A 22,733-nucleotide genomic window follows, 5' to 3' on the forward strand; every position below is an offset into this window, starting at 1 on the left:
CAGGTCCCTTATGAATCAGGAGAAACCCCAACCGAGAAAAAAAGGGACGCCGGATTTCCAACTGCTTATCCTTACTTTTCTGTTGGTCGGTTTTGGGCTGGTGATGGTGTTCAGTGCCAGTTCAAGTCTCACCATTTCCAGCAGTAAATTTCATAATGATGCGCTCTACTTTACGAAAAGGCAGTTCATTTGGGCTTTGCTCGGCACCTTCGTCATGTTCGTTGCGATGAACATTCACTACAGCAAGTACAAGAAGCTTTTTGTCCCGATGTTTTTCGTGACGGTGATCCTTCTTATACTCGTGCCCTTTACCGAGGGCATCAATGGTGCGCGCAGCTGGCTGCAACTATTCGGACTCGGGATTCAACCGACGGAGCTGGCCAAAATCACGATCATCTTGTACCTCTCCGCCTTGATCGTCAAGAAGGGAGAACGTTTCAGGGATCTTCGGACAGGCTATATTCCCGTCATGGTGATTGTCGGCTTTGTGGCAGGACTTATCATGATGCAGCCGGATCTGGGTTCGACTCTGATTCTCGTGGCGACCAGTGCGATCATTATCTATGCAGGGGGTGCCAGCCTCAAGCATATCCTTGCCTCGGCGGCACTTCTGATTCTGGGAGCAAGCCTTGTGCTAGGCGCTAACTACCTGGTCAAATCGATTACCCACAGCGACGACTCGCAAGCACAGTCCAGCAATTACAAAATGGGTAGAATCACCGCCTGGATCGATCCGTACAAGGACGAGAAAGGCGACGGCTACAATCTGATCCAGTCTTTGACCGCGATCGGGAATGGTCAGTTGACAGGAACAGGCTTCGGGAAGAGCATTCAAAAGCTTAACTATATCAAAAACCCTTACAATGACTTCATCTTCCCTGTCATGGCGGAGGAATTCGGGTTCATTGGAACGAGTATTTTCCTGCTGGTATACATTTACTTCATATGGCGTGGAATCCTCATCGCACTGAGGTGTCCCGATCCATTTGGAACGCTCGTTGGTATTGGCATCATGGGGCTTTTCGCCATTCAGGCCTTTGTCAACATAGGCGGGGTATCGCAGACCATTCCGCTGACCGGTGTGACGCTTCCTTTTATCAGTTACGGAGGAACGTCCCTGCTCATCATGATGTTTGCCATGGGAATCATGCTCAGCATATCAAGACAAAGCAATTTGCCTGTTCAGCAGGAGGTTGTTAAGTCCGTAAATATTAAAAGAGACTACCGGAGATCCGTGTAGTCTCTTTTTTTCATTTGTCTGCCGTATTGAACATTCATTGATGTTTTTCTTGGTCAAGACCCGTTTTATTTTGCTCTGGACGGAATATCTTCGATTTCATCATCCTTGAAAGCGACGCCTTCTACCTTAACGTTGACTTCGACAACGCGAAGGCCTGTCATGCTCTCAACGGCTTCCCGCACGTTTTGTTGCAGCATGCGGCAAACCTCATGAATCGGTGTCTCATACAAAACGATGATCCGCAGATCGATGGCCGCTTCAAGCTGCCCCACTTCCACAGTAACGCCCTTTTGTACATTTTTTCCGCTTAGGCGCTTGGCCCATCCTTCGGATAATCCGCCGGACATTGCAGCAATGCCGGGGGTTTCCAGAGCCGCCAAACCAGCGATTTTCGATACGACATCATCCGATATCCGGATCATTCCCGTCTCCAGTTGAAGCTGTTCAGTCATACCCCTTCCTCCTTCACCTCATTATCCGTTATTGTAAATCCTAGAGGGACCAAAAAGCAAATATTCGACCCAAGATTTGTTTACAACCCAATACGTTTTGGGTATATTGAGAAAGAATATTTATCCTACATAACACTGAGGTGTCAAAAATTGAAAAAATGGTTGAGCCCTATTTTACTGATTGCATTTTTCGTTCTTAGTGCCATAGCGCATTATGCGGCCTGGGATCCGATCGTCCAGTTCATTCTGGCAGCCATCTCAGTCATCTTCGTGGCAGGTTTTCTAGGCAAAGCAACCGAGAATGTAGCTCATTATGCAGGTCAGCGCCTGGGCGGCTTCCTGAACGCCACCTTCGGTAACGCGGCTGAGCTGATCATTGCGATCTTTCTCGTCAAAGAAGGATTGTTCGATATGGTAAAAGCCAGCTTAACCGGCTCCATCATCGGCAACCTGCTGTTGGTCCTGGGCTTGAGTATTTTCGCGGGCGGTGCCAAGTTCAAGATCCAGAGCTTTAACAAGTCTCTGGCCGGAATGAACGGCTCGCTCATGATCGTTGCGGTCATTGCTTTGTTTGTTCCTGCGGTATTCCTGAACACGCATTCCATTACCACAAGCGATACCAAGACACTCAGTCTGATTGTAGCCGGTATATTAATTGTAGCTTATATTGCCTGGTTGATCTTTTCCATGATCACCCATAAGGATTACCTGGCCGATGTCTCTGAGGACTCCGATGAAGATCTGCCTCATGAGCATGCTCCAGAGTGGTCGAAGGGTAAGTCCATATTGTATCTGATCATCGCCACCGTGATGGTAGCCTTTGTCAGCGAATGGCTCGTAGGTACACTTGAAACGTTCACGACACGTTTCGGTCTCAGCGAATTGTTTGTCGGTGCCTTCCTCGTGGCGATCATCGGCAATGCCGCCGAACACAGTGCCGCCATTATGCTCGCCATGAAGAACAAAATCGGAGCAGCCGTGGAAATCGCGGTAGGCAGCAGCTTGCAGATTGCCCTGTTCGTGGCTCCCGTACTCGTGTTTGCCAGTTACTTCTTCGGCAATACCATGAATCTCGTATTTACCACCATCGAGCTTCTTGCCATCGGCGTTGCCGTCTTTATTGCCAAATCGATCATTCAGGACGGTAAGACCAACTGGTATGAAGGGCTGCTGTTGCTGGTCGTCTATCTGATCCTGGGCGTATCCTTTTTCATGGTATAGCTTTTCATAACTCCATTAAAAAGCCTATAAAAAAAGCATGGACTCCATTAAGGAGTTCATGCTTTTACCATGTAAACCGGCTTATTGCAGGCTTGTTATGCTTCCTTGTTATTCAAGGCCTCGTAAAGGATGGCCAGATTACGTTCAAGCTGGCTGACAAGCTGTTTGCCAGTAAGCTCCGGCAACAGCCCTGCTCTTACAGCAAAGTCAACTTCTTTTGAAAATCCGTACATCTGGGTGTCCAGCACTTCCTCATAGAGAGGGCAATAGCGGGTTGCCAGATTCTCCATTTGTACTTCGATCAGCTTCTGTATTTTATCTGCATCTTCCTGCAGAAGATTAACTGCTTTCATGTTCAACTGTTCCTGCAGATCAGAAGAAGTCATGCATCTTCCCCCCTATGTCCAAAAGTCACACCCTCGTTCTCTTCTCTAATATTAGACGAAATCAGAGCCCAATACAAGAACCTCCCGAAGAAAAACGTCTATCTGATATTTACTCAGGAGCTATAACACCGCTGAGAAAATGTTTCATTGCTATAGTAAATGCCAAGTCCTTGACGTTTATACTCTTTTTCTTCAACTAAAAAAACGCCCCGCCATATCCGGCAGGACGCTTTTTCAAACTTAGTCTTCCACAAGTTCAACTTTGAGGCCGTGTTTTGCAAACACTTCCTGCATAGCCGTTTTAGCCTCATCCGCATCCGGTCCATGAACATGAAGCTCATAGCCTTTATTGCTAACAAGGGTCGTAAACAAACCCAGAATGCTTTTGACATCAATGTACTTGTTGTCAGCCTGAAGCACGATTGACGAAGTGAATTGGCCCGCTGTTTGGGCGATTTCCACGACAGCTGCGTTATTGCTGGACATAGTGATCCCTCCGTAGCTTTTGGTATCAGGTATAATATTCATTTTACCACTTTCATGATACATTGAATCCGCTTTCCGGCGCAAGGGATTTCTATGTTATTTTTGTAGATTAAACCAATTGGTCCGGATTGAGGCCTTTCAGCTCGTCTATCACGAAAATACCGTCTTTGCGGATAAGCACATCATCAAAGTAAATTTCGCCGCCGCCGTAGTCCGGACGCTGGATCAACACGATATCCCAGTGAATCGAAGAGCGGTTGCCGTTATCGCAATCCTCATAAGCTTGTCCAGGCGTAAAGTGTATGCTCCCCGCAATTTTCTCATCGAACAGGATGTCCTTCATCGGGTGCAAAATATATGGATTAAAGCCGATAGCAAACTCGCCGATGTAACGTGCGCCTTCATCGGAATCGAGAATTTGGTTGAGACGCTCGGTTTCATTGCTGGTAGCCTCCACGATTTTGCCGTCTTTGAATGTAAACTTAATATTTTCAAAGGTAATACCTTGGTAGACCGTGCTTGAATTGTAGCTGATCGTACCGTTGACGGAATCACGTACAGGAGCGCTGTATACTTCTCCGTCTGGGATGTTTTTCTCGCCGGCGCATTTGGTAGCACCGATGCCTTTAATCGAGAAGCTGAGGTCTGTTCCAGGTCCCACAATGCGGACTTTATCCGTTTTTCTCATCAGCTCTGCAAGCGGATCCTGAGCCTTGTCCATTTTGGCATAATCCAGGTTGCATACATCGAAATAGAAGTCTTCGAAGGCTTCTGTGCTTTTGTTGGACAATTGCGCCATGCTTGCATTCGGATAACGCAGAACAACCCATTTCGTATGATTGACACGTTGCCCGCTATGAACCGGATGGTTGAACAACGTATTGTACAGACGCATTTTCTCATCGGGTACATCGGACAGGTCATTGACATTCTCGCCTGCACGGATACCGATATAGCAGTCCATTTTTTTCATCCGTTCCAGATCCAACTCGCCCCAGGTCTTCACCATTTCCTCGGTGGCATTCATGAGCATGGTGCGTTGAACCGAACGGTCCGTCAGCTCGACAAACGGATTGCCTCCATGTTTATGTACCTCTTCAATAACGGCCTTCAGCAAATCGCGCTCCGGACCGATCATTTCGATCAGGACATTTTCCCCCGGCTGAACGTTGACTGAATAACCCACCAGATTCTCGGCGAGCTTCTGAATTCTTGGATCTCTCATATGTCTATTCCTCCCAAACCCCGCACAAAAACTTATTTGAACAAAGGTTAATTTAGTCGTTTTCTATTGTAGCACTTTCTGCCCGTTCCAGTCAGCCGAAAAGAAAGAAATCTCACGGATGAAAGGAAACATCATTCACTAGGGTCTCCTGCTGCTCCTGTTGGTGCAGATTCATGTAGCGGATGCCGCTTTCCGATGATAGCTTCACAGGAAAACCCGTTTTTTTATCAATCGTCAGGTAGTAAATCATTGCAACCTCCGAATGATCCAGCATTTGCTTCAGCTGCGTGTCTCCTCTGTTCCACACATCGGATAGCTGCCGCATTTCTTGCGGTGAGCGTCCCTTGTTCTCTGCAATCGTCTTTTGCCTGATCATGTCCATCTCACCTTGCAGCTGCTCAGACAGCCACTGTCTGGCCGCTGCGGGCTCGAGTTCAATACGCAGCACCTTAGTCCCGCGCGCACCTCCGGAGGCCTCTCTCATTTGCTTAGGGAGCCGACTGATAGCATCCAGCTGTGCCAGCGGGTTGAAGCGTGCCAGAGAAGAATTGAGCGTAGTATTCCCTTCACTAAATAAATGCACCCAATGGCCATCCTGTCGGCGGAAGCCGGCTTCGGCAGCATGCATATCCTTGATTTTCATCGGCTTGGTTGTCTTCACCTCGGACGCTTCCGCAGGAAGCATGCTCCGGATCGTCAACTTGTCATGTTCGGTCAGACTTCCTTCGTAAGCCATGCTCTCTTTGAATCCCTTTTGCGACTGGGTCCGTACTGCAGCTTCTCCATTGAACGAAAAAGTGTCCTTCCCGGCCAGTCCAGCCAGTGTTTGTTTAAACCAGGCTTCAGGATTTTTTTGATTTTGCAGTAAACCGCAGCCTGATAAACCAATGCTCATCCATAACAATGCGATTAAACCGCAGCTTAGGTTTCGTATATTCATATCGGCATACCTCTCAGTAAACATTTTGCCTTAGGCTTGCCTTCAATTTGCACAATTATGTATTGCTGTCCGAAAGAATACCTTAACTATTTTTCTGATTTCTCCACAAAAAAAAGAGCGCCTGCGCGCGAGTACAGGACACTCTTTTATTCGTTCATGTCTTCGATTTGAATCTGGTTGCGGCCGCTGTTCTTCGCCCGGTATAAGGCCATATCTGCCCGGTAAAAGAGGCTGTCCACGCTCACTTTATCATCCACAACGCACCATTCGGCAATCCCGCTGGATACGGTTACACCCGGATCCGTTTCCTGTGCCACCCTTGTCCGTATAACCTCGGCTACCTTCATGGCCTGATGAACGCCCATTTGCGGCAGATAAACAGCAAGCTCCTCACCGCCCCAACGTGCGGGAATATCCTCCAGCCTGATGGAGGTTTTTACAATCTCGCTTACTTGTTTCAGGATTTTATCGCCCTTTTGATGGCCATAGGTGTCATTCACCTGCTTGAACTGGTCAATATCCACCACAATCAAAGACCCGCAGAAGTCATTCGATTGATATTCCTGAATCGCTTCATCCAGGTAATGACGGGCATACATATCCGTCAGCATATCACGGTTCGCCATACGGCGAAGTTCTGCATGAAGCAGCGCGTTACTTACCGACAAGCCAATATGGCTCGCGAGCGTTTGCAGCAGCCGGTAATTATCATAGGAGAAGAAATGCGGGCTGCGGTGCGTCAGCAGAATCGCCCCCATCACCTTGCCGTTAACGGTCAACGGAGTTGCGATGAGTGACTGTGATCCAGTGACTTCCATCAACTTTGACGATACCTTGGTGTTCAAGTGGTAATCGGATAGAATGACCGGCTCTCTTTTCTCAAACACGAGTCCGCCAAAACCGTAATCCTTGTTGAAAATATCCTTGGACAAAGACGGTACGTTGCAGGACACGACCTCCAGAACATTGCGCTCTTCATTAAACTGAAGGAAGCAGCAAAAGTCTGCTTTGAATATGTTCAGCAGTTCTTCGTTAGCAAACTGATAGATGTCCGATAGCTGCAAACTCTGATTCAGCCGCTGAGTCAGTTCATTAATAAGACGAAGCTCATGAATCAGGAGATTGGACTGTTCATAGAGCTTGGCATTTTCAAAAGCATTCCCGGCCGTATCGATCACCATCGTAATGAGCTGCAGATCCAGGTCTTCCTTCAGATCACGCGTCATTTTCAAATGGAATACACCGTAGATCCCCTGCTTTCCTCCAAGCGGAATGCTGATTTCCACCATATCCTCTGCGTCGTCTTCCTTGTAGTCCTGGATTATGAGCCGTCCGTCCATAAAGGCCCTGACACAGATATCCTCACCCCATGGATGAAACACGAGCGGCTTCACTTTCGGATTGCTGTGCTGATGATCCTGGGACATAAGCAGGCTGAGCTGGATCGAAGGGTATAAGACGGCTATGCTATCCAGCACTTCCGTAAGAACGGTATCCACATCAATCTGATCATGCATGCGCTGCATAATTTGAAAGAGCATAGAACGTCTGCTTGCCTCTCGCTCGGCATTCTTTTGAATCTTCATTACATCGGATACGAATATGTATTCATAACGTCTGAAAAAGCAAGAATGATAATGCAGGGCCGTTGCTTCAACCGCATCCAGACCAGAGCTGTCGGAGATTTGCCTCGGCAGCACACATGCCAGCACGGATATGACTAATTGACCGCTTCGCGAGAGAATCGGAACCAAGCAAAGAACCTGTCCCTGATACATCGGGAAATCCGCATGTTCAATGACGTCATACACCAGTTCATGGGACAGCAAACAATGCTGCAGTAACCCGTCATGCGGTCCTTTCAGCAGTGAAAATACCGTTTCCTCTCCCGAGATGTAGGCTCCTTCATGATCCATGATTGCCCAGAATGAATGCTTCGAAAGCGGCAGCGGGCCTGTTTCCTTCCGCCAATCCTCAAAGGACTGCTGAAGGACCTCACGGACATATGGAAGATCATATTGGGAAATGTCCATCTCCTTCAACCACAAATCAGAAGACTCGCTAGGAGACGCCACTTCAATATTTGTCTGAAATAGACTTTGATGTCTGGTAAAATCCTGTTGATGTTCTGACATAGCAGGCGCTCCTTTACACCGTGTTAAAAGGTGTCTTGCACGGCACCGTTCGATCGGGATAAAATATAAAAATCATTGCAGCCGCGAGCAGACTTTAGTCTCATATATGTGATTCCTCATTTGCACGTTCAAAAGGGTTCATTTCATTGCTGTTATGATAACCCTATTCTACTCTCTTCAAACTAATTTTGCATCAATATTTCAGAGATTCGTCCTACTTTTTTGGGACCAAAGCCCTATCGACAAAATTAGACGTTTCTCGATATTTCTCAGGACTTGACTTGACCCGTCGCTTTCGTATAAAATCTATTGTTGAACAAGACTGTTAGACAGTCTGAAATTTGGGCGTAACGTTGTGTCACCCTCACGTGGTTTGTTACTGATCGAACAGCGGCTGAACTTTTCAATCAGGTGCCATTGCCGATAAGGCTAGCACAATCAACTTACCCGGCGCAAATAGAGCCCTACTTCACAATCTATTTGAAAATAAAGGAGTCTACTATAACATGGCACGTTACACTGGTCCTAAATTTAAATTGAGCCGCCGTCTGGGCATCTCCCTGAGCGGTACTGGCAAAGAATTGAAACGCCCTTTCCCTCCAGGACAACATGGTCCTAACCAACGGAGAAAAGTAAGCAACTACGGTATGCAGCTTGCTGAAAAGCAAAAACTGCGTCATATGTACGGTTTGGGTGAAAAGCAGTTCAGCACCCTCTTCCACAGAGCACAAAAAATGCAAGGTATCGCTGGTGAGAACTTCATGTTCCTGCTGGAAAGCCGTCTGGACAACCTCGTGTATCGTCTTGGCTTCTCCAACTCCCGTGCAGGTGCACGTCAGCTGGTATCCCATGGTCATATCACTGTAAACGGCAAAAAGGTTGACGTTGCTTCTTACATGGTAAACACTGGGGACGTTATCGGCCTTCGTGAAAGAAGCCGCGGTCTCTCTTCTATTAAAGAAGCTTTGGAAAACCGCAGCCATCTTGCAGGTTACCTGGAGTACAATGAAGCAGCTCTGGAAGGTAAATTCATTCGTTTGCCTGAACGCGCTGAGCTTTCCCAAGACATCGACGAAAAACAAATCGTCGAATTCTACAACCGTTAATCGTTGCTTTGAACAAATCCCGGAGCTTTTGGCTTCGGGATTTTTGCTGTCTAAGGAGGTTATAGCAATAAAGCTCCTATTCATCCCAAGGGACGAGAAGGAGCACTCGCGTTACCACCCTAATTAAAGCCAACCCCTAAGCACACTTAAGCTTTCAGAGAGCTGCTTTCACTTCATTCCTATAACGGACTATACATCCGGTGCCGGACTACTGACGGGAAAATCGCGTTCCTCCGGGCGGCTCAAGAGTGTAATTCGACCGGAACAGCTGCCGGTTCACACCATCCACTGGCTCTCTGGATAAACTCATTTCCTACCTACTGAAGTCTTTCAATGCCTTTATCGATATTTTTTAGCATGATTTATAACATATGTGCTTAAAATATGTCAAATATCCCAAAAAAAAGCCCTCATTCGTTCCCTGCATTCAAAAGCCGCAAATTATGCTATAATAGTTCCGTTAAAAGGAGGAACGCACGCGAATGGTTGAAAATAACAATAAAAAACCTGATAAACAGCCTGCCACAAGGCGTCAACGATCCTACGCCCGAACAACGGGTCTTGTTTTTCTATGGCTGTTTGTCTTTGGTCTCATGGGAGCCCTGTTTGCAGGCGGTGCCGCCGTGGGTTACGTCACTTCCATTGTGAAGGATGATCCAGTCCGCCCAAGAGCTCTGATAGACCAGAAAATGAGTGAAAACTCCATTACCAGCTTTGCGTATTTTCGTGATCAGACAACGCCTATCGGCCAGATCCGAACGGACGAAGACAGACGTCCTGTAGAATACGAACAAATTCCAAAGACAGTCATCGATGCAGTTGTTTCAATAGAAGACAACAACTTTTTCAATCATAATGGTGTGGATTTGAAAGGCACCTTGCGTGCCGTCAAGCAAAAGCTGTTAAAAGAATCCGTACAAACAGGCGGAAGTACATTAACGCAGCAGTTGGCCAGACGGGTCTTCCTAAGTTTAGACAAGACGGATGACCGGAAGATCAAAGAAATCCTGCTTTCACTCCGTCTCGAACGGTTCATGACCAAGCAGGAAATTTTGACTGCCTATCTAAACAAGGTTCCTTTTGGTAAAGGATCTAGCGGATATAACCTATATGGAATAAAAGCCGCTGCGAAAGGCATTTTTAACGTCAACGATTTAAGCAAACTCAATATTGCGGAATCTGCTTATCTCGCCGGTCTGCCTCAGCTTCCAACCAAATATTCCGCGTTTAATTCCAATGGCGAGTTCAACCAGGATGCTTTCAAGCGCGCACTGGACCGCCAGCATCTCGTATTGCGGCGTATGCTGGAAGAAAACAAAATTACCGATGCGCAGTATAAGGAAGCCCTGGCTTTCGATATCCGCAAAGCACTGGCTCCGCGAATGGATAAGGCCTATGCTACATATCCTTATCTGATGATGGAAACGGAGCGCCAGGCTTCCGAGATTCTCATGCAACTGAATCTGAAGGAAGCAGGTGCGAATCCGAAAACACAAAACGAAGACAACAGCGACCTGCTTGAAGCAGCCAATCAGCAATTGAAGACCGGCGGATATCGTGTATATACCACTATAGATAAGCGTGTCTACAACTCCATGCATAAGATTGGCGAAAACAAAGATAACTTCGGTCCGGACAGCAAGACAAAAGGTCCAGAGCAAACGGCTGCCATGATGATCGATAATAAAACAGGTGCGATCCTCGGTATGCTGGAAGGCCGGGATTTCAACAAAGAGCAGATGAACTATGCGACGCAAATGGTCCGGCAGCCCGGGTCAACAATGAAACCGATTGCGGCCTATCTGCCTGCGATTGAATCCGGTGCTATTCAGCCTGCAAGCGTCCTCGACGACGCTCCGATTATTTTAAAAGACGGAACGAAGGGTTTCCATATTCCCAAGAACTCGACCTCCGGCTACAGCGGTTTAATGACTGCTCGGACTGCGCTCAACAAATCAGTCAATACCGTTGCGCTCAAGCTGTTTAATAATGTGGTCGGTATAGACAATGCTTGGGCCTTTGCGAAGAAGCTAGGCATTAATACCATTCAGAAAGCGGATTTCTCAGCTCAGACAGGTGTTCTAGGCGGTCTGAAATACGGGGTGACCGTAGAAGATCTCACGAATGCATACAGCTCTATCGCCAATCAGGGAAGTTTTAATGATGCATACATGATCGAAAAGATCGCAGATTCTAACGGCAACATTGTGTACCAACATGAAACGAAGCCCGAACAAGTATTTTCCAAGCAAACGGCTTATCTGATGACGGATATGCTGAGAACGGTCATTACGGACGGCACAGGCAGCACGGTTCGGGATAATTACAAGCACTTCAAAAAGGTGCCAATAGTCGGCAAAACCGGTTCCACCCAAAACTACGCAGACGTATGGTTTATGGGCTTCTCGCCAGATGTTACGCTGGGCGTATGGGTTGGCTACAAGGAGCCAGTGAACACCCTGACATCCAAACCTGCCAAGAAACGTGCACAGTCCATTTGGACATTAATCATGAACGAAGTTGTAGAGAAAGAACCCGATTTGTTCAAGACACCGAAATTTGAGAAACCTGACGGCATCGTTTCCAAAACGGTCTCCGGTTACAGCGGTAAGCTTCCAACATCACTGACGGATAAGTTCGTAACGGATCTCTTTAATATTAAATATATTCCGAAAGACAGTGACGATGGAATCGCCAAAGCCAAATATATCACCTTTAATGGAGTGAACTATATTCCGAAGGATGGCACGCCGGACGATATGCTAAAAGAAAAGGTAGTCATCAAACGGGAGAAGCCCATTCAGGATCTGATCAAAGAACTGGAAGCCGCCTTCTCTAAAATGCGCGGGGGGCACGAATCGTTATCCTTCTATATTCCGCGCGATGCAGGCGAAGATATGCCAACCCAGATCGATCCGCGGGTTGATGACGGAAGCGCTCCTGGGGCTCCTGGCAACGTCAGAATGGCTCTGAACGGCAGTCAGGCTACCATTAGCTTCAATCCATCCGGTCAGGCGGACGTCGTCGGATATCGGCTGTATCGTTCCCAGAACGGCGGTTCCTTCCAAAATACTGGAAAGGTAGTACTTACAGGTGAAGCCTATGCTCTAACGAATGCGGCAGATTCCAGCTCCAGCTTCTATGTTACAGCCGTGGATGTCGCTGGCAAAGAATCTGCACCAAGTGCGACGGTTAGCAGTTTGGGTAACGGAATCATCGATATTCCAGGTGATATCGATGATCCTTCCAGTCCGGGTGATATCGGAGATCCAGGTACTGAAGTGCCGGATATTCCAGATGTCCCAGACCTGGGGCAAGGGACTACATCCGTTCCTTCCTCACCTACAGGGCTGCAAATTGCCTCTGCGGATAATGGAATTGTATTCCAGTGGAATCCGGCAAGCGCGGAAGAAATGATTACGGAATATACGGTATACTACAGTGAAAAACCCGGCGGTCCTTACAATGTCATCGGCTCCGGCCGGGATAACAGCTTCAAATTTACCACAACAGCTGCAATCAAGGGTTACTTTAGGGTCACAGCTGTCAATGCGTTGGGCGAATCGCAGCCATCCGCAGCTTCATTCTTTGAGAAAAAATAAGTCTCGATTGATTGTGGAGACCATCCTGCTTATCCCTGCAGGATGGTCTTTTCTTGCTTACATCCTCCCTGAAAAACAGGCTTTCTCCGCATCGACGTACTTCTATAGAATACAAACTTAACTTCATTCAGTTAAAGTGTTTCTTGCGTAGAGTCATATAAAACTTATATTTCTCTAATATCTAAAAAAAGAAGCACCGGAATAAATCATCCCGGTGCTTCCTTGTAAGATAACTTCAAGTATATTAATCTTCGATCGTAGAAAGATCGCCTGTTGGAAGATTCAGCTCCCAAGCTTTGAGTACCCGGCGCATAATCTTGCCGGATCTTGTCTTCGGCAGCTTATCACGGAACTCAATTTCACGTGGCGCCGCGTGTGCCGAGAGCCCTTCCTTCACGAATTTGTAGATTTCGTTCTTCAATTCTTCGGACTCCTCATAACCTTCACGAAGCGCGATGAACGCCTTAATGATCTCTCCCCGAGTGGCATCCGGTTTACCAATAACGCCAGCTTCTGCAACTGCCGGATGCTCGACCAGTTTGCTCTCGACCTCGAACGGTCCGATCCGCTCGCCGGAAGAGTTAATAACATCGTCGACGCGACCCTGGAACCAGAAGTAGCCTTCTTCATCCATGTAAGCCGAGTCGCCGGAGACGTACCAGCCCGGAATACGGAAATACTCCTGGTACTTGGAAGGATTCTTCCAGATTTGATTCATCATGGATGGCCATGGCGTCTTAATGGCAAGATTCCCCATCGTGTAAGGCGGAACTTCGTTGCCGTTGTCATCAAGAATCGCCGCCTGCACACCCGGAATCGGACGTCCCATCGAGCCTGGCTTGATGGCCATGGATGGGTAGTTACAGATCAGATGTCCGCCTGTTTCTGTCATCCACCAAGTGTCATGGATACGCTGGCCATATACCTTTTGGCCCCAACGTACCACTTCAGGGTTTAGAGGTTCCCCGACAGAGAGAACATGACGCAGGCTGCTGAGGTTAAACTGAGAAATGACATCCGAGCTAGCCCCCATCAACATGCGGAATGCCGTTGGGGCACTGTACCATACCGTCACCTTGTATTTGTCGATTGTTCCGTACCAGTCCTGCGGACTGAAGCGGCCGCCGCGAATAACATTGGTCACGCCGTTCAGCCATGGCGCAAAGATCCCGTAGGACGTGCCGGTTACCCAGCCTGGATCGGCCGTACACCAGTAAATATCATCCTCGCGGAGATCAAGCACCATCTTGCCTGTATAATAATGCTGGACCATGGCGTTCTGCACGTGGAAAACGCCTTTCGGTTTGCCCGTAGATCCGGAAGTATAATGCATAATTAATCCGTCATTGCGATCCAGCCACTCGATTTGCAAGTCGGAGGAAGCTCCGGCCATTGCTTTTTTGTAGTCGATGACTTGATCATCTTCTTGAACATCGTCGCCTATCACGATGATGTGTTTCAAATCAGGCAGCTCGTCGCGTTTAACGCGTCCGAGAAGCTGACTCGTCGTAACGAGCGCAACCGCGCCGCTGTCTTCCAGACGGTCTTTGACGGCCGTTTCCATAAATGCCTCGAACAGCGGACCTACCACAGCACCCACTTTCAAAATGCCCATCAGAGAGAAGTAGAGCTCAGGGCTGCGCGGCATAAAGATAAATACCCGGTCGCCTTTGCTGATGCCAAGATTGCGAAGAATGCTGCCAAATTTATCCGACTGTTCTTTCAAATCGGCGAAGGTATAGCTCTCATCACGGGCTGCATCGCTGTAGAGCAGAGCGTTCTTGCTTCCTCTGCCTTCTTCGACATGGCGGTCAATCGCTTCGTACGCCATATTGACTTTGCCTGTCTTGTACCAGCTGAAGTGCTTCTCTACCTCTTCCCACTGAAACTGCTCACGGGCCTGTTCATAATCGCCCAGGTTGGACGTTTCGGCAACGCTTGGTAAGATTTCATTTTGATTTTGATCCATACTTTCATCCTCCCTCTGTTTCTCCCTTTCATAGGGCAACGCTTACAATCTTGTATGACTTCATACCATCTGAATGGCAGCATACACACGAACTCAGTCCGGAAAACTCAACGTTTCTCATGATTGCTGGAATAAATGTAGCCAAAGTATAATCCCTTACATTTTCAAGGTACGAATGGCACTACTTATTCAGGTAAGCGTAAAACACATGTTACAGCAGGTCTGGCAGATGGTTAAAAAGATCAAAAGATGTGGCTATTTTATGTCAGAAATCATTATAGCATAGGATGAAAGTTCCTGCCATCGCTTTTCATTTATTTGTTTTTTTGCTATAAGTAGGTTAGAAGCAGAAAGGAGCGTCCAGATGGAACACCTTAAACTGTACCATGTACAAACCATACCTCTTGAAGAGCGCTGCCTGGTCGTTGAAGGACCCGTGCCGCCAGGGAGGCTATCCGAACTGATCATGCATCCCGACCTCGACGCTTTCCGCCGCCCGGCTGAGCAGCATAAAGCGCTCCTCGAGATCGCCGGATTGGAAGAAGGCCGAATCATCATAACCCGTGAGGAAAATATGATCGTCGGATACGTGACCTTCCACTATCCGGACGAGCAGGAACGCTGGTCGCAGGGCAATATGGAGGATCTGGTGGAGCTGGGAGCGATCGAGGTTGCCAATGATTACCGCTCGCTTGGCCTGGGCCAGAAAATGATCAAGACAGCCTTTGAGGATGGTCAGATGGAACAATATATCGTGTTCACGACGGAATACTACTGGCATTGGGACTTGAAAAGCAGCGGACTGAACGTGTGGGATTACCGGAAAATGATGGAGCGGTTAATGAAAGTTGTCGATATGGTCTGGTACGCGACTGACGATCCCGAAATCTGTTCGCATCCGGCGAATTGCCTGATGGTAAGAATTGGCCGGGATGTCCCTATCTCCTCCAAGGAGCAATTTGACCGAATTCGTTTTCAGCAGCGTTTTATGTATTAAGCCCTTATCCATATAGATAAAAAACAACTCCGGAGAATAATCCGGAGTTGTTCGTACTTCTAGTACTTCTAGTACTTCTAGTACTTCTAGTACTTCTAGTATTATTATTTAGGCATTGTTAGCAGACTCTAGCCTACATATGTTCGAGCATATAATCCAAAATGGCATGGGAACGGCGCGAGGATGCGACAGTAAATTCGGCAAAGTTCGCATGAGCGGAACCGTCAGCCTTATCCGACATCGAGCGAATGACAACGAAAGGTACTCCGTTCATATAGCATACCTGCGCAACGGAAGCCCCTTCCATCTCCACGCAGGCTCCTTGCATATGCTCATAGAACCAATTCACCTGCTCTACGCTGGCGATGAACTGGTCCCCGGACAATACACGGCCGACTCTGCAGTTCACCTCTCCCAGCTCGCCACAGGCCTTCTCAGCAAGGCCCACGAGCGTCTGGTCGGCCTGAAATGCCGAGACTTCCTGATACGGTATGACTCCCCGCTCAAACCCCAGTGCAGTCACGTCCATATCGTGCTGAAGACATTCGGATGAGATGACAATATCACCGATATTCAGCTGTGGATGGACCGCACCCGCTACGCCTGTGAACAGCACTTGGGACACATCGAAAGTATCGATTAAGATTTGAGTCGTTACCGCAGCATTTACTTTCCCCACACCCGATTTGCATACAACAATATTTTGCTGATGATATGTACCTTTATAATATCGAATTCCTGCTTTGTCTACGGTTTCCGTGCTCTGCATTCCGGCTAGGAGCAGTTCTACTTCCTCGTCCATTGCCCCGATAATTCCAATCGTTCTAGGCATGATTTCATTCTCCTTTTTCAGTTCATTTGGGTCTTTAGGCCGACATGTGAAAAAAAGCTCCCGTAAGGAGCTTTCTTTCAGCATATCTTAATTTCATTTCATCTCGAATGCATAAACGCCTTTAAGACTATTCGTTCACATGGCTAACGGATAAACGCAGAATGGTTTCATGCGGCAAAATTACCCGAGGGTTGTCCACATTTTCTTTTTTCATCAGCTTGGTCAACAGACGCATCGCTACCGCGCCAAGATCGTACATCGGCTGAGCTACCGTTGTGAGCAACGGACGGACCATGGACGCCATGCGGGTATTATCGACACTGATAACCGAGAAGTCGTCAGGCACTTTCAATCCTTCATCCTGAATGCTGTGAATGGCTCCGATAGCCATCTCATCGGTTGCTGCGAAAACAGCCGTTGGCTTCTTCTTCAGTCCAATGAAATATTTCATCGCTTCCACGCCGGATTCATAGCGATAGTTGCCAATGCGGACGAGGTCCTCCTGATATTCGATGCCCGCATTTTCCAATGCCTTCTTATAGCCTTGGAAACGCGAATAGCCATTCGCAGGATCTTGAAGCGTACCGCTGATCATAGCAATCTCGCGGTGTCCATGGCGAATCAATGTATTAACCGCATCATACGCAGCAGACTCATGGTCGATATCTACGGATGGATAGGTTCCGTTCTCGTCCCGGGTTGCGCATAATACGATCGGAACTGCAGACGTCTGGAATGCCTGGATATGTTCTTCCGTAACCGTGCCTCCCATGAAGAGCAGCCCGTCCACCTGCTTCTCGAGCAGGGTGTTGATTACGCGAATTTCCTTTTCCTTCTTCTTGTCAGCGTTACACAAAATAATATTATAGTGGTACATGTTGGCAATATCTTCGATACCCCGGGCAATTTCTGCAAAAATAGAATTCGAGATATCGGGAATTACTACCCCGACCGTTGTCGTCTTTTTGCTGGCAAGACCTCTTGCCACCGCATTCGGACGATATCCCAAACGTTCAATTGCTTCATATACTTTTTTCCGGGTCTGAGGCTTTACGTTGGGGTTATTGTTAACAACCCGCGATACCGTCGCCATCGATACGCCTGCTTCACGCGCCACATCGTAAATGGTTACCGTCAAATTCCTTCTCTCCATTGCCAATAAATTTTCATTCGTCAACCCATTAAAATTATGATACGACAAATTGTCGCATTCTGCAATGATAACGCTTTACTATCCTTCTAAATGTTGTTTCAGTGCATCCGCAGTAATATGGGAATGAGATGTATGCCAGACAGGCGCCTGATTTTTGACCAGAATCACCTGCGGGGATTCATGTTGAATGCCGAGAATATCCGCCGTTTCAAGCGACACGGGACGATCCTCCACCACATGGATTAAACCGTATTCTACGGCTTCGTTTGGCTCGTTTTGTAAATATGACATTACCTGCTGATAGGCCCCGGCACTGATCGGACAGCGTGTGCTGTGTTTAAAAAGAAGCAGAGGTTTATCTTTTGAGGCTTCCAATGCAGTCTGCAGCTGTTCGCTAGTAGTCAGTTTGGTCATCGTCGCCATTTGATATACATCCCCTTTTTTCGATTAAAATCCTTACTCTATCGTATCAAAAAGCTCGTGAAAAATCCAACTTACTATGAAAATAATTCTGAAAACCAAATTTATTTTTCATTCATCTGCTGAAATACATTCATTTCCGGCAAAATTACAGACAGCTGCGAAAGCCGATTACGCAACTCCCCGACCCAAGCAATATCATGCATGCGATCTGCCATTTTGTATAAATCCAGAAGAAGATTGATTCGTTCCTGTATTTCGTATTCCAATTTCCGTTTCAAGCCATCTTCAGAATAATCCGCTTCTGTCATCACTTCATATATCAAATTAGCCAGCTCATGGTAGTCGGCAAGCGAAAAGCTCGTGTTCGAGGGATCCGGGCCGAGCAGATCCACGCATTTTTTCAGATCGGGCCTCATGGAAGGAATGAGTTCATAAGTTAAACAGTGGTCGCAGACAAGCACGGGGACATGACGAATCATCACGCTCCGTGTATACATGACCGTACGAAGCTCAAGATTCAAGTGTTGCTCGCAGTTACATTTCATTGACATGTTACCACCTCGGATCCTTTCAATCTGTTTGCACTCATGAGCGCAATATTTCATTTGCTGATTGATATTCGCTTCCACCTCCCCTGAATCCTTCCTCAGAAAGCCTGCTGTTTTATTTACCAAAATGTCCATCTCTTGCTTCGGGTCGCCACTGAGTATCACATCATAAAAAAAAGCCCGCAGCATACACATGCTGCGGGCTTGATTGCTCTATTTATTCACGAAACGTGACTGTCTTTATCCTCATCCTCGTTATTTTGCTTATTGGAACGGCCGGATTCATTGAAATCAGTAAGCAGTTTTTCGATTTCCGTGCTGGTTGCCAGCTTATAGCACTGCTGTGCTGCAGATTTGGCCTCTGCTGCTGTTGTATTCAGAATCCGGTGCTTCACGCGCAGTAGCGACTGGATCGACATGCTCAAATCATGCACACCAAGTCCTAGCCACAGCGGTATGGAGCGTTCGTCTCCGGCCATCTCTCCGCATACGCTCACCGGAATTTTCGCATGGCGTGCGGCTTCCACAATCGTACGGAGCATGCGCAAAATAGCGGGATGATAAGGATGGTACATATGGGCAATCTGCTCATTCATTCGATCGACGGCAAGCACATATTGCACCAGATCATTCGTGCCAATGCTGAAGAAATCGCTCTCTTCTGCCAGCAAGTCCGCGATCACGACGGCCGCCGGGATCTCTATCATGACTCCGACCGGTATGTCGGCATCATAAGGGATGCCCCGGGCATCCAAGTCCGCCATGGCCCTCCGAAGAATTTGATTCGCTTGTCTGACTTCTTCCACCGAAGAAATCATCGGGTACATAATTTTGGTCTTGCCGTAAGCGCTCGCCCGTAAAATAGCCGTTAGCTGGGTCTGGAAAAGCTCTTGCCGTTCCAGGCTGATCCGGATCGCGCGAAACCCGAGGAACGGATTGTCTTCCTGTGGAAGCGGAAAATAATCCAGCTGCTTGTCGCCGCCGATGTCCAGTGTACGGATGACCGTTGAACGCCCTCCCATTTTCTGAACGACCTGTCTGTATACCTCAAACTGTTCATCTTCACTTGGGAAGGTGCTTCGGTCCATGTAAAGAAACTCCGTTCGGAACAGCCCCACTCCCAGGGCACCGTACTTCACCGCCATATCCAGCTCCTTCACCGAGCTTATATTGGCAGATAGGCGCATGTGCGTACCGTCCTTGGTTACGGACTCCACGGTTGACAGCAGCTCCAGCTGTTCCTTCTTAAGCCGCTGCTCGGTCCGAGTGCATTCAAACTGTTCGACAATCCGCTTGTCCGGATTGACGAACATGTGTCCGGATTCACCATCCAAGACGATGAGATCGCCTGTCTGAATGGGTGCGGCCAGTTTACCTTCAAGGCCGGCCACAAGCGGAATGCCCAGCGCACGGGCCATGATCGAGGAATGCGATGTCTTGCCACCAAGCATGGTAACCACGCCCAGAACATGGGAAGGATTCAGATGCGCCAACTGTGACGGAGACAGCTCCTTCACAACAAGCACATAAGGCTGCGTATCCGATGGAAGCGTAATTTCTGGCGCGCCAAGCAAATGCTTCAGCAGACGGTTGCCAACGTCCTTGATATCTATGGCACGTTCTTTCATATATTCATCATCCAGCAGGTCAAACATGGTCACAAAGTGATCGATCGCTTCCTTAACTGCCACTTCGGCAGCCTTGTACTGTCGTTCAATGACCCCCTGGATTTCATTCATAAATACAGGGTCGTCAAGAATGGCCAGATGAGCATCGAAAATACTCGATTCCTCTTCTCCGACCATATCCCGGAATTCATTTTTGATATATTCGATTTCGTTTTTGGAGGTACGTATCCCTTCATACAGCCGTTCAAATTCATTGGCCAGGTCGACTGCGTCTATACCGGTCTCAGGCAGATCCCATTCCCAGTTTGGCAGAACGAATGCTTTTCCAATTGCGATGCCGGCAGATGCTCCGATGCCTTGTATCATGATTCCAAACCTCCAACATTTCTGTCGTGTAGTACCACGGACATGACTGATGTCTGCCCCTTCTTAACCGCTTTAAAAGGAGCAAAGCTCCAGGACTTGACGCGATCCGGATTGGTTATAACCATTGGCGTCGCAATGGACGTGGCATGTTCCCGGATATAAGCCAGATCAAATTTCACGAGAAGTTGTCCCGCTTCTACCTGATCTCCTTCCTGCACGACCGCTGAAAAATGCCCTCCCTTAAGTTGTGAGGTATCAATACCGATATGGAGCAGCACTTCAAGCCCTTCCGGCGTTGTAATGCCAATCGCGTGCATGGTCGGATATATATGCATGACCGTTCCAAAGACGGGTGAGACCAGCTCTCCACGGTCCGGCATAAAGGCTACACCGTCGCCAACCAATTTGGCGGCAAATATCTGATCCGGAACTTCTTCGATCGGAAGCATTCTGCCCTGAACGGGAGCGCTGAATAATACTTGCGGCAGATCCCGCTGCATCAGTTTGTTTACTTCTTCGCGGATCAGTTCCGAGTATGTTCCGAACACCACTTGAACGTTACCGCCTCCAAGCTTGATAAGGCCAGCCGAGCCGAGCAGTTTTAGCGCGTTGCCGTCTACAAGCCTGTCGTTCTTGACGGTCAGCCTGAGCCTGGTGATGCAGGATTCTACCTGAACGATGTTTTCTTTTCCGCCCAGGGCTTCAAGAATGAGCGGCGCCTGATACGGAATGCCTCCAGCCCAATCTTCAAGTGTTGAACCTTCTTCCCGTCCAGGTGTTGGAATCTGGAACCTGCGGATAGCCCATCTGAATAAAAAGTAATATACAAAGCCGTAACCGATTCCTATCGGTATCAGCAGCCATGCGTGATGGGACAAATGCAAATTCAAAAAGAAATCAATAGCTCCAGCCGAATAGGAGAAGCCGTGATGGATATCCAGCTCGTAAGTCAGCCACATGGCTGCCCCTGAAAGCACCGAATGCAATATGAACAGATACGGCGCTGCGAACAGAAAGGCAAATTCGATCTGCTCGGACACCCCTGTTAAAAAGCATACGAGCGCCGCCGTTAAAAAAGTCTTCTTAATCTTCGGCTTCAAATCCTCGCGCGCTTCCTGAATGATGGCAAGCGCGATAGCCGGCAGAGCGAACATCATAATCGGAAACAGCCCGGCCATAAAGTTCCCGGCAGTCGGGTCCCCCGCAAAAAAGCGTGGCAGGTCCCCTTGGACGATGTTGCCGGTAGGCGTCTGATACGACCCCACCTGAAACCAGAAAATGTTATTCAAAAGGTGATGAAGACCAAATGCAGTCAGTATTCGGTACAGAATACCGTACAGAAACAGCCCGAAGCCGCCCAAATGGCTCATCATCAGCGTCAGTTCATCCAGGCCTTTCTGCAAATAAGGGGTGATAAATAGCAATAACCAGGAGAAGCCCGCCGAAAAAAGTCCCATGAACAGCAGAACAAACCTTGAGCCGCCAAAAAATTGTACCACCTCGGGCAGCTTAATATGCTTGAAACGGTTATAAGCCACACCGGAGAGGATCCCGAATATAATCCCTATCAACGTCGTTGGCTGTATATTCCCGCTGCCCATGTGCCTGGTAATCTGGTCATATATAAACATGCCTGCAAGCGCAGCAAGACCAGCCGGTCCGGCCTGATTGGCCAGTCCCCAGGCTACGCCGACAGCAAACAAATACGGGAGGAAATAGAAGATGCCCTGTCCTGCCCATGTGCACACCTCAGCGACGTGAGGAAGGCCCCATGCGGCCCAGGGAAGACTGCCTACGCTCAGCAGTATGGCGGCCGATGGAAGAACCATCGTAGGCAGTATTACCGCTCTTCCGAGCTGCTGCAGAGATCCGAGCCAATTCAAGGAAAGGCACGCTCCTTTCTAAAAAGCACATCAAATTTTGCAAAATTCACGCTCGCCGATTCCTGCAAAATCCGCACATAATTAAAATGGTAAGCTTTCATCAAGATTTTGTCAAAAAGAAAAACCACAGCATGTCCAATC

The 22,733-nt window shown here is 48.0% G+C and carries 18 protein-coding genes and 1 other annotated feature; of the genes, 5 read left to right on the forward strand and 13 right to left on the reverse strand.

Annotated features, from left to right (window positions below):
- Positions 1-10 precede the first annotated feature (10 nt).
- A complete protein-coding gene (gene ftsW, locus GRF59_RS16150; RefSeq protein WP_160498734.1) occupies positions 11-1,240 on the forward strand; it encodes a putative lipid II flippase FtsW in 1,230 nt (409 codons plus the stop codon).
- A gap of 65 nt (positions 1,241-1,305) precedes the next feature.
- Here the strand turns inward: ftsW and GRF59_RS16155 are convergent, their stop codons facing one another.
- Positions 1,306-1,692 carry an Asp23/Gls24 family envelope stress response protein gene (locus GRF59_RS16155; protein WP_160498735.1) on the reverse strand — a complete coding sequence of 129 codons (387 nt, stop codon included), beginning with the start codon at positions 1,690-1,692 and terminating at the stop codon, positions 1,306-1,308.
- Positions 1,693-1,842: 150 nt separating this feature from the next.
- Here GRF59_RS16155 and cax point away from each other — a divergent pair, with 150 nt between their 5' ends.
- The gene (gene cax, locus GRF59_RS16160; protein ID WP_160498736.1) at positions 1,843-2,913 is read left to right on the forward strand and encodes a calcium/proton exchanger; all 1,071 of its coding nucleotides are present in this window, start codon (positions 1,843-1,845) and stop codon (positions 2,911-2,913) included.
- A gap of 95 nt (positions 2,914-3,008) precedes the next feature.
- Here cax and GRF59_RS16165 read toward each other — a convergent pair whose 3' ends face one another.
- The 5 genes from GRF59_RS16165 to GRF59_RS16185 form a co-directional block, all read right to left on the reverse strand.
- Positions 3,009-3,299, reverse strand: a complete 291-nt coding sequence (locus GRF59_RS16165) for an Fpa/YlaN family protein (protein WP_160498737.1) — start codon at positions 3,297-3,299, stop codon at positions 3,009-3,011.
- Between the two features lie 240 nt (positions 3,300-3,539).
- The gene (locus tag GRF59_RS16170) at positions 3,540-3,785 is read right to left on the reverse strand and encodes an HPr family phosphocarrier protein (RefSeq protein WP_160498738.1); all 246 of its coding nucleotides are present in this window, start codon (positions 3,783-3,785) and stop codon (positions 3,540-3,542) included.
- A 109-nt stretch (positions 3,786-3,894) separates the two neighbouring features.
- Complete coding sequence (locus GRF59_RS16175; protein WP_160498739.1) at positions 3,895-5,010, reverse strand: aminopeptidase; 1,116 nt, start codon at positions 5,008-5,010, stop codon at positions 3,895-3,897.
- Between the two features lie 112 nt (positions 5,011-5,122).
- Positions 5,123-5,950, reverse strand: coding sequence for a hypothetical protein (locus GRF59_RS16180; protein ID WP_160498740.1), 828 nt, complete (start codon positions 5,948-5,950; stop codon positions 5,123-5,125).
- A 146-nt stretch (positions 5,951-6,096) separates the two neighbouring features.
- A complete protein-coding gene (locus GRF59_RS16185; protein ID WP_160498741.1) occupies positions 6,097-8,085 on the reverse strand; it encodes a sensor domain-containing diguanylate cyclase in 1,989 nt (662 codons plus the stop codon).
- A 506-nt stretch (positions 8,086-8,591) separates the two neighbouring features.
- Here GRF59_RS16185 and rpsD point away from each other — a divergent pair.
- Entirely contained in the window at positions 8,592-9,191 is a 600-nt protein-coding gene (gene rpsD / locus GRF59_RS16190) for a 30S ribosomal protein S4 (RefSeq protein WP_160498742.1), read from the forward strand.
- Positions 9,192-9,276: 85 nt separating this feature from the next.
- Positions 9,277-9,534, reverse strand: a binding site (T-box leader).
- A gap of 139 nt (positions 9,535-9,673) precedes the next feature.
- The gene (locus tag GRF59_RS16195) at positions 9,674-12,793 is read left to right on the forward strand and encodes a penicillin-binding protein 1A (RefSeq protein ID WP_160498743.1); all 3,120 of its coding nucleotides are present in this window, start codon (positions 9,674-9,676) and stop codon (positions 12,791-12,793) included.
- 244 nt (positions 12,794-13,037) lie between these two features.
- On the opposite strand, the gene acsA is transcribed toward GRF59_RS16195, so the two are convergent.
- Positions 13,038-14,762, reverse strand: a complete 1,725-nt coding sequence (gene acsA, locus GRF59_RS16200; protein WP_160498744.1) for an acetate--CoA ligase — start codon at positions 14,760-14,762, stop codon at positions 13,038-13,040.
- A gap of 364 nt (positions 14,763-15,126) precedes the next feature.
- Here acsA and GRF59_RS16205 point away from each other — a divergent pair, with 364 nt between their 5' ends.
- Entirely contained in the window at positions 15,127-15,759 is a 633-nt protein-coding gene (locus tag GRF59_RS16205) for a GNAT family N-acetyltransferase (RefSeq protein WP_160498745.1), read from the forward strand.
- Positions 15,760-15,892: 133 nt separating this feature from the next.
- Here GRF59_RS16205 and GRF59_RS16210 read toward each other — a convergent pair whose 3' ends face one another.
- The 6 genes from GRF59_RS16210 to GRF59_RS16235 all read right to left on the reverse strand — a co-directional run bounded on the left by GRF59_RS16210 (position 15,893) and on the right by GRF59_RS16235 (position 22,592).
- Positions 15,893-16,591 carry a 5'-methylthioadenosine/adenosylhomocysteine nucleosidase gene (locus GRF59_RS16210; protein ID WP_160498746.1) on the reverse strand — a complete coding sequence of 233 codons (699 nt, stop codon included), beginning with the start codon at positions 16,589-16,591 and terminating at the stop codon, positions 15,893-15,895.
- Positions 16,592-16,718: 127 nt separating this feature from the next.
- Positions 16,719-17,729 (reverse strand): catabolite control protein A, encoded by a 1,011-nt coding sequence (gene ccpA, locus GRF59_RS16215; protein ID WP_160498747.1) that lies wholly within the window; start codon positions 17,727-17,729, stop codon positions 16,719-16,721.
- Between the two features lie 93 nt (positions 17,730-17,822).
- A complete protein-coding gene (ytxJ, locus tag GRF59_RS16220; protein ID WP_160498748.1) occupies positions 17,823-18,167 on the reverse strand; it encodes a bacillithiol system redox-active protein YtxJ in 345 nt (114 codons plus the stop codon).
- A 101-nt stretch (positions 18,168-18,268) separates the two neighbouring features.
- Positions 18,269-18,718, reverse strand: coding sequence for a hypothetical protein (locus GRF59_RS16225; RefSeq protein WP_237391856.1), 450 nt, complete (start codon positions 18,716-18,718; stop codon positions 18,269-18,271).
- A gap of 218 nt (positions 18,719-18,936) precedes the next feature.
- Positions 18,937-20,709, reverse strand: coding sequence for a phosphoenolpyruvate--protein phosphotransferase (ptsP, locus tag GRF59_RS16230; RefSeq protein ID WP_160498750.1), 1,773 nt, complete (start codon positions 20,707-20,709; stop codon positions 18,937-18,939).
- Positions 20,706-22,592, reverse strand: coding sequence for a glucose PTS transporter subunit IIA (locus GRF59_RS16235; protein WP_160498751.1), 1,887 nt, complete (start codon positions 22,590-22,592; stop codon positions 20,706-20,708). Before GRF59_RS16235 ends, ptsP begins: the two co-directional genes overlap by 4 nt.
- Positions 22,593-22,733 lie beyond the last annotated feature (141 nt).

The organism is Paenibacillus dendrobii (genome assembly GCF_009807035.1).
In the GTDB taxonomy this organism is placed as follows: Bacteria; Bacillota; Bacilli; order Paenibacillales; family Paenibacillaceae; genus Paenibacillus_AQ; species Paenibacillus_AQ dendrobii.

What these genes read in the sequence shown, in the direction of transcription:
- GRF59_RS16205 (WP_160498745.1), top strand. Translation starts at nt 15,127, where the DNA reads ATGGAACACCTTAAACTGTACCATGTACAAACCATACCTCTTGAAGAG.
- GRF59_RS16180 (WP_160498740.1), bottom strand. Translation starts at nt 5,950, where the DNA reads ATGAATATACGAAACCTAAGCTGCGGTTTAATCGCATTGTTATGGATG.
- rpsD (WP_160498742.1), top strand. Translation starts at nt 8,592, where the DNA reads ATGGCACGTTACACTGGTCCTAAATTTAAATTGAGCCGCCGTCTGGGC.
- ytxJ (WP_160498748.1), bottom strand. Translation starts at nt 18,167, where the DNA reads ATGGCGACGATGACCAAACTGACTACTAGCGAACAGCTGCAGACTGCA.
- GRF59_RS16225 (WP_237391856.1), bottom strand. Translation starts at nt 18,718, where the DNA reads ATGTCAATGAAATGTAACTGCGAGCAACACTTGAATCTTGAGCTTCGT.
- GRF59_RS16185 (WP_160498741.1), bottom strand. Translation starts at nt 8,085, where the DNA reads ATGTCAGAACATCAACAGGATTTTACCAGACATCAAAGTCTATTTCAG.
- GRF59_RS16165 (WP_160498737.1), bottom strand. Translation starts at nt 3,299, where the DNA reads ATGACTTCTTCTGATCTGCAGGAACAGTTGAACATGAAAGCAGTTAAT.
- GRF59_RS16170 (WP_160498738.1), bottom strand. Translation starts at nt 3,785, where the DNA reads ATGTCCAGCAATAACGCAGCTGTCGTGGAAATCGCCCAAACAGCGGGC.
- ftsW (WP_160498734.1), top strand. Translation starts at nt 11, where the DNA reads ATGAATCAGGAGAAACCCCAACCGAGAAAAAAAGGGACGCCGGATTTC.
- ptsP (WP_160498750.1), bottom strand. Translation starts at nt 20,709, where the DNA reads ATGATACAAGGCATCGGAGCATCTGCCGGCATCGCAATTGGAAAAGCA.
- GRF59_RS16155 (WP_160498735.1), bottom strand. Translation starts at nt 1,692, where the DNA reads ATGACTGAACAGCTTCAACTGGAGACGGGAATGATCCGGATATCGGAT.
- GRF59_RS16175 (WP_160498739.1), bottom strand. Translation starts at nt 5,010, where the DNA reads ATGAGAGATCCAAGAATTCAGAAGCTCGCCGAGAATCTGGTGGGTTAT.
- GRF59_RS16195 (WP_160498743.1), top strand. Translation starts at nt 9,674, where the DNA reads ATGGTTGAAAATAACAATAAAAAACCTGATAAACAGCCTGCCACAAGG.
- acsA (WP_160498744.1), bottom strand. Translation starts at nt 14,762, where the DNA reads ATGGATCAAAATCAAAATGAAATCTTACCAAGCGTTGCCGAAACGTCC.
- GRF59_RS16210 (WP_160498746.1), bottom strand. Translation starts at nt 16,591, where the DNA reads ATGCCTAGAACGATTGGAATTATCGGGGCAATGGACGAGGAAGTAGAA.